The following is a 6,008-nucleotide window of genomic DNA, read 5'->3' as shown; positions in this document are numbered from 1 at the left end:
GCGACCCGCGGGTCGCCGCGGCCACCTTGACCGGCAGCGAGCCGGCGGGCCGGTCGGTGGCCTCGATCGCCGGCGACGAGATCAAGCCGACCGTGCTCGAGCTCGGCGGGAGCGACCCGTTCGTCGTGCTGCCCTCGGCCGACATCGCCCGCGCGGCCGAGGTGGGCGTGACCGCTCGCTGCCAGAACAACGGCCAGTCCTGCATCGCCGCGAAGCGCTTCATCGTGCACGCCGACGTCTACGACACGTTCGTCACCCGCTTCGTCGAGGGGCTGCAGGCGCTGCGGATGGGCGACCCGCTGGACGAGGAGACGCAGCTCGGCCCGCTCTACAGCGAGCGCGGCCGCGACGAGCTCCACGAGATGGTCGAGGACGCCCGGTCGCGCGGCGCCCGGGTGCTGTGCGGCGGGGAGGTCCCGGACGGGCCCGGCGCGTTCTACCCCGCGACTGCGGTCGACCGCGTGACGCCGGAGATGCGGCTCTGGGCCGAGGAGGCGTTCGGGCCGGTGGCGACGATCCACGCCGCCGAGTCCGCCGACGAGGCGCTGCGCCTGGCCAACGACAGCCCCTTCGGCCTCGGCGCCAACGTCTGGGCCGACGACCCGGCCGAGCAGGAGAAGTTCATCGACGGGTTCGAGGCCGGCATGGTCTTCGTCAACGGGATGGTCACCTCCTTCCCCGAGATCCCCTTCGGTGGCGTCAAGCGCTCGGGCTACGGCCGTGAGCTGAGCGCGCAGGGCATCCGCGCCTTCTGCAACGCGAAGACCGTGTGGGTGGGCGACTCCGCCTCCGGCGACGCGTCGACGAAGACCGAGTAGCCGCACCCCCACTCCCCCGCTGATCATGCACATGTGGCGAGTTGTCCACAGGCACAGCCGTCGAGGAGCGCCGAGCCCGTGCGTACCAGCGAGACCGCCGACGTCTGGTGGAAGTCCGCCGTCGTCTACTGCCTCGACGTCGAGACCTACCTCGACTGGGACGGCGACGGCTACGGCGACTTCGCCGGCCTGACGCAGCGTGTCGACTACCTCGCCGACCTCGGCGTGACGTGCGTCTGGCTCATGCCGTTCTACCCGTCACCGGAGCGCGACGACGGCTACGACATCACGGACTTCTACTCCGTCGACCCGCGACTGGGGACGCTCGGCGACCTCGTCGAGTTCGTGCGTACGGCCCGCGACCGCGGCATCCGGGTCATCGCCGACCTCGTGGTCAACCACACGTCGGTGCAGCACCCGTGGTTCCAGAGCGCGCGCTCCAGCCGCGACTCGCCCTACCGCGACTGGTACGTCTGGCGCGACGAGCCGCCGGCCAACGCCTCTGAGGGTGTCGTCTTCCCGGATGTCGAGGACAGCGTGTGGACCTACGACGAGGAGGCCGGGCAGTACTACCAGCACCAGTTCTACCGGCAGCAGCCTGATCTCAACATCACCAATCCTGCAGTCCGGAACGAGATTGCACGCATCACGAGTGTGTGGACCCAGCTCGGCCTCTCCGGCTTCCGGGTCGACGCGGTGCCGTTCCTGCTCGAGACCGGCGCTGTGCCGCACGGGGACGAGAAGCTCCCGCGGCCACACGACTACCTGCGCGACCTGCGCACGTTCCTCACCCGGCGGGACGGCGGCGTCACCTTGCTCGGCGAGGTGAACCTGCCGTACGACCAGACCGCGGAGTTCTTCGGCTCGGCCGACGGCGACGAGCTCACGGTCATCTTCGACTTCAACGGCATGCAGGCGCTCTGGCTCGCGATGGCGCGACAGGACTCGTCGCCGCTCGTGCACGCCGTCCGCGCCCGGCCAGAACCGCCCAAGGACTGCCAGTGGGCGACGTTCGTCCGCAACCACGACGAGCTCACCCTGGACAAGCTGACGCTGTCGGAGCGGCAGGAGGTGTTCGACGCCTTCGGCCCGAAGAAGTCGATGCAGCTGTACGACCGCGGCCTGCGCCGTCGCGTACCCCCGATGCTGGACGGTGACCAGGACAGGGTCCGCCTGGTCTACAGCATGCTCTTCGCGCTACCGGGCACTCCGACGCTGTTCTACGGCGAGGAGATCGGCATGGGCGAGGACCTGCGGGCGGAGGGGCGCATGGCCGTACGCACTCCGATGCAGTGGACACCGGAGCCGAACGGCGGCTTCTCCCCGCCCGGTGTCGAACCGGCACGAGCCACGATTCCGGAAGGTGACTTCGGCCCCGAGCAGGTGAACGTACGCGATCAACGGCGGGACCCGGGATCGTTGCTCACCTACCTGCGCACGTTGATCTCCCGCTACCGCGAGTGCCCGGAACTGTCATGGGGGTCCGCGGAGGTGCTGGAGACCGATGCACCAGGTGTCCTGGTGCTGCGCAACGACTGGGAGCGCGGGACCGTCGTCACGCTGCACAACCTCGCCGCCGACCGCGTGGACGTCACGGTGCCGCTACTTTGGTGCGAGCCCGGCAGCCGGGTGGTGGACCTGGACACGACCGAGGAGTGGCCGGTGCCGGAGGACGGTTCGCTGCACCTCTCGCTCGGGAGGTACGGCCACCGCTGGCTCCGGGTGCTGGGGCCGCGGGACCGCATGCTCGTCTGACCGCTCAGCCGCCGGCGCGCGGAAGCGTTGCCTGCCAGTCCAGCGCCTGCTGCAGGGTCCGGTGCAGCGCGATCACCTTGTCCAGGCCGGTCATGCGGAAGACCTTGACCGTGAGCGGCCGGTCCGTGACGACGCCGAGGTGGCCGTCGAGCGCACGGACCCGGCGTTGCGCCCCGACGAGGACTCCCAGCGCGGTGGAGTCGAAGAAGGTCACCCCGGTGAGGTCCAGGACCAGCCGGGCCCTGCCCTCGGCCACGATCTCGATCAGTCGCGTCCGCAGTTGCGGTGCGGTGTGGGCGTCGATCTCCCCAGCGATCCGCACCACCGTGGCGGCTTCCTCGTCGTGCCACGTCATGGTCAGGCTCTCGCTCACGCTTCTCCTCCACGAGGTCGGGACGAGGCCGACCGCGTCGGGAGTCCGCCCCCCTCGACGCTCCCGACGCGGCCGGCCGATCAAAGGCGCGTACGCCTCAGCGACGCGCCGTGCTGCGCTGGCCGAACCGGGTCCACAGCAGCAGCACGAGGACGGCTCCGATGACCGAGCCGACGAGCCCGGCGGGCTGGAGGAAGCCGTCCTCGGAGTCCTTGCCGAAGAGCAGGTAGCCCAGGAAGCCGCCGAGCAGGGAGCCGACGATCCCGAGGACGATGGTCATCGGGATCGACATGTCCTGCCGCCCCGGCACCAGCAGGCGCGCGAGGGCGCCGGCGATCAGGCCGACGAGCAGGATCGTGACGATGAGACCGAGCATGGGAGTGCCCTTTCCGTGGGGTACGCGGCGGGCCGGCGCAGGAGGGGCGACCCGTGCGGGGCGAGAGGCCGGCAGGACGCCGACCCGGCTGAGCGCTCGGCACGACTGAACCACCCCTAGGGCGGGCGCAGTACACCCCTAGGGAGGGTTACGGTGACCGAGTGCCTGCCGCCCCGCTGACCGTCGCCCTCGTGGACGACTACGACGTGGTGCTCGCCGGGGTGGCGCGGATGCTCGACCCCTACCGCGACCGGGTGGTCGTGGCCGAGATCGACGCCAACGCCTCCCTCGACGACGCCGTCGACATCGCGCTCTACGACGCCTTCGCCCAGCCGGAGTCCGACCACGACGAGATCCAGGTCCTGATCGACAACCCGCGGGCGCGCAAGGTCGCCGTCTACACCTGGAACTTCCACCCCGACCTGGTCCGCAGCGCCTGCGACCAGGGGGTGCGCGGCTACCTGTCCAAGACGCTGCCGGCCCGCGAGCTCGTGCTGGCCCTCGAGGCCGTGCACGCCGGCGAGCTCGTGGTGAGCGACGCGCCGTTGCACGCCCGCAGTGCGCCCGGGCTGGACTGGCCGGGGCGCGGCGAGGGGCTCACTGACCGGGAGGCGGAGATCCTGGCCCTCATCACCCAGGGCAAGAGCAACGCCGAGGTGGCCGCGCTGACCTTCCTCAGCCCGAACACCGTGAAGTCCTACATCCGCTCGGTCTATCGCAAGATCCAGGCGGGGAGCCGGACACAGGCGGTCCTCTGGGGCGTGGAGCACGGCTTCACCCCGGACCACCGCCGGATCGAGCACTGGAAGGGCGGCCCGTGACCGTCGATCACCCCGGGCCCGACGACAGCGACCCCGGCCTCGCGCGCAACGCGCCCTTCCCGGTGAAAACCGCGGTCGCGGTGTCCCTCGCGGGCGTGGCGCTGCAGACCGCCCTCACGGACTACCCGGGCAGCGACGCGTCCGGGGTGACGACAGCCCTCGCCCTGGCTGGCCTGCTGGCCTGGCTGATCCTGCGCCGCAGCCGGGTCGCCTGGGCCGTCACCTGCGCGTTCTCCACGCTGGGCGTGCTGCTCTCGGCCCTGCAAACGCCGACGCTGCGCTCGCTCGCGCTCGTCGGGGCGTACCTCCTGGCGCTCGGCCCGCTACTGGCGCCGCCCGTGCGCCGGCACGTGGCGCCCGAGGCGTTCGGGGACGGCGCCTCTGAAGACACCCCGCACGGCGACCGCCCCTGACCCGCCCACCCCCCTGGCTGATCAAGCAGAGTTGGCGAGTTACCCACAGACTGGGGATAACTCGCCAACTGTGCTTGATCAGCGAAGAGGGGTTGAGGGAGGCGTCAGGCGTTGCCGGAGAGGACCAGCGTCAGCGTGTCCGGGGCGCCGGGGACGATCCGGACCGGTACGCCCCAGTCCTGCTGGTGCACGTGGCACGCCGCGCCCTCCCCGCCCTCGTCGTCGCAGGACGCGGCCATCGCCGCGACGTGCAGCACGCCGTCGCCCGCGCCGGGGTCGAGCTCGAGGTCGCGGGCCAGTCCCGTGTCGCGCCCCTCGCCGGACCGGAGCAGTCCGGGCGGGGTGGACGACACGACGAGCCGCGTGGCCGGGCCCCAGCGCTCGTCGAGGTGCTGGCCCGGCGGCGGGTCGAAGACCACCTCGAGCCGGAGCGGGCCGGGGGCGACGTCGGTCGTCGGCCGCTGCGTACGCGAGGCGAAGCCCTCCACCGAGGCGGCCCCGGTGAGGCGTACCCAGGACAGCCGGTGCCCGGCCGACTCGACGACCAGCACGGCGCCCTCGTCGCCCAGGACGGCGTCGGAGGGCTCGGCCAGGCCGGTCGCGACCGTCGACACGGTCCCCGCTGCCACGTCGACGTGGCGCAGCGCACCGTTGTAGGTGTCGCTCACCAGCACCGACCCGTCGCTCAGCACCGTGACGCCGAGCGGGTGCTGCAGCAGGGCCTCGTCGACCGGCCCGTCACGGTGCCCGAAGTCGAAGAGCCCCTTGCCCACAACGCTCTCGACGACGTACGCCCCGGCGCCGTCCACGCGGACGCGGCGCAGTGAGGACGTCTCGGAGTCCGCGATCCAGAGCGTGTCGCCGTCGGCCGCGAGCCCCGAGGTCTGGGCGAACCACGCCTCGTGGGCCGGCCCGTCGACGAGGCCCTCGTTCGTCGTGCCGGCGGCCACCGCCACCGCGAGGCTGCGCGGGTCGTACATCCACAGCTGGTGGATGCCCGCCATCGCGATCCAGACCTTGCCCTGCCACCACGCGACGTCCCACGGGGACGACAGATCAGCGGTTCCGGAACCCTGCATCCACTGACGGCCCGTTCCGGCAAGCGTCTGCACCTGACCAGTCGCCAGCGTGACCCCGCGCAGCGCGTGGTTCACCGTGTCGGCGACCACCACGTCGTAGCCCACCTCAGCCGCGACGTCCTCGGGCAGCACCACGAGCCCCTGTGGCTCGGCGAAGCGGGCCGTCGCCTCGTCGCCGTCGAGGAGCCCTCGCTGGCCGGAGCCGATGCGGCGGACGACCTTCTCGGCCGTCTCGTCGAGCACCGCGAGCGAGTGGTGGCCGGAGTCGGACACGAGGAAGCCGCCACCGAGGCGCTCGGGCAGCCGCACCGCCTTGCCCGGGAACGTGAAGTCGCCCTCGCGCGGCGGCGGGGGGACGTACGGCCCCGTCCCG

The 6,008-nt window shown here is 71.8% G+C and carries 7 protein-coding genes; 4 read left to right on the top strand and 3 right to left on the bottom strand.

Going from position 1 to position 6,008, the window contains the following annotated elements; all coding sequences use genetic code 11:
- On the top strand, positions 1–818 hold an 818-nt coding region (locus G9H71_RS20640; RefSeq protein ID WP_166284663.1), incomplete at its 5' end, for an aldehyde dehydrogenase family protein.
- 78 nt (positions 819–896) lie between these two features.
- Positions 897–2,573 carry an alpha-amylase family protein gene (locus G9H71_RS20635; RefSeq protein ID WP_166284662.1) on the top strand — a complete coding sequence of 559 codons (1,677 nt, stop codon included), beginning with the start codon at positions 897–899 and terminating at the stop codon, positions 2,571–2,573.
- Between the two features lie 4 nt (positions 2,574–2,577).
- Here G9H71_RS20635 and G9H71_RS20630 read toward each other — a convergent pair whose 3' ends face one another.
- Positions 2,578–2,946 carry an STAS domain-containing protein gene (locus tag G9H71_RS20630; protein WP_331273160.1) on the bottom strand — a complete coding sequence of 123 codons (369 nt, stop codon included), beginning with the start codon at positions 2,944–2,946 and terminating at the stop codon, positions 2,578–2,580.
- A gap of 97 nt (positions 2,947–3,043) precedes the next feature.
- Positions 3,044–3,322, bottom strand: coding sequence for a GlsB/YeaQ/YmgE family stress response membrane protein (locus tag G9H71_RS20625; RefSeq protein WP_166284661.1), 279 nt, complete (start codon positions 3,320–3,322; stop codon positions 3,044–3,046).
- Positions 3,323–3,552: 230 nt separating this feature from the next.
- Here G9H71_RS20625 and G9H71_RS20620 point away from each other — a divergent pair, with 230 nt between their 5' ends.
- Together G9H71_RS20620 and G9H71_RS20615 are read left to right on the top strand one after the other, a co-directional pair.
- Entirely contained in the window at positions 3,553–4,143 is a 591-nt protein-coding gene (locus G9H71_RS20620) for a helix-turn-helix transcriptional regulator (RefSeq protein ID WP_166284664.1), read from the top strand.
- Entirely contained in the window at positions 4,140–4,556 is a 417-nt protein-coding gene (locus G9H71_RS20615) for a hypothetical protein (RefSeq protein WP_166284660.1), read from the top strand. The genes G9H71_RS20620 and G9H71_RS20615 overlap by 4 nt, the downstream gene beginning before the upstream one ends.
- Before the next feature lie 104 nt (positions 4,557–4,660).
- On the opposite strand, the gene G9H71_RS20610 is transcribed toward G9H71_RS20615, so the two are convergent.
- On the bottom strand, positions 4,661–6,008 hold a 1,348-nt coding region (locus G9H71_RS20610), incomplete at its 5' end, for an NHL repeat-containing protein (RefSeq protein ID WP_166284659.1).

Origin of the sequence: Motilibacter deserti (assembly GCF_011250635.1) — a bacterium.
GTDB lineage: Bacteria > Actinomycetota > Actinomycetes > Motilibacterales > Motilibacteraceae > Motilibacter_A > Motilibacter_A deserti.
This window is presented reverse-complemented; position numbering and strand designations above follow the sequence as displayed.

What these genes read in the sequence shown, in the direction of transcription:
- G9H71_RS20625 (WP_166284661.1), bottom strand. Translation starts at nt 3,322, where the DNA reads ATGCTCGGTCTCATCGTCACGATCCTGCTCGTCGGCCTGATCGCCGGC.
- G9H71_RS20620 (WP_166284664.1), top strand. Translation starts at nt 3,553, where the DNA reads ATGCTCGACCCCTACCGCGACCGGGTGGTCGTGGCCGAGATCGACGCC.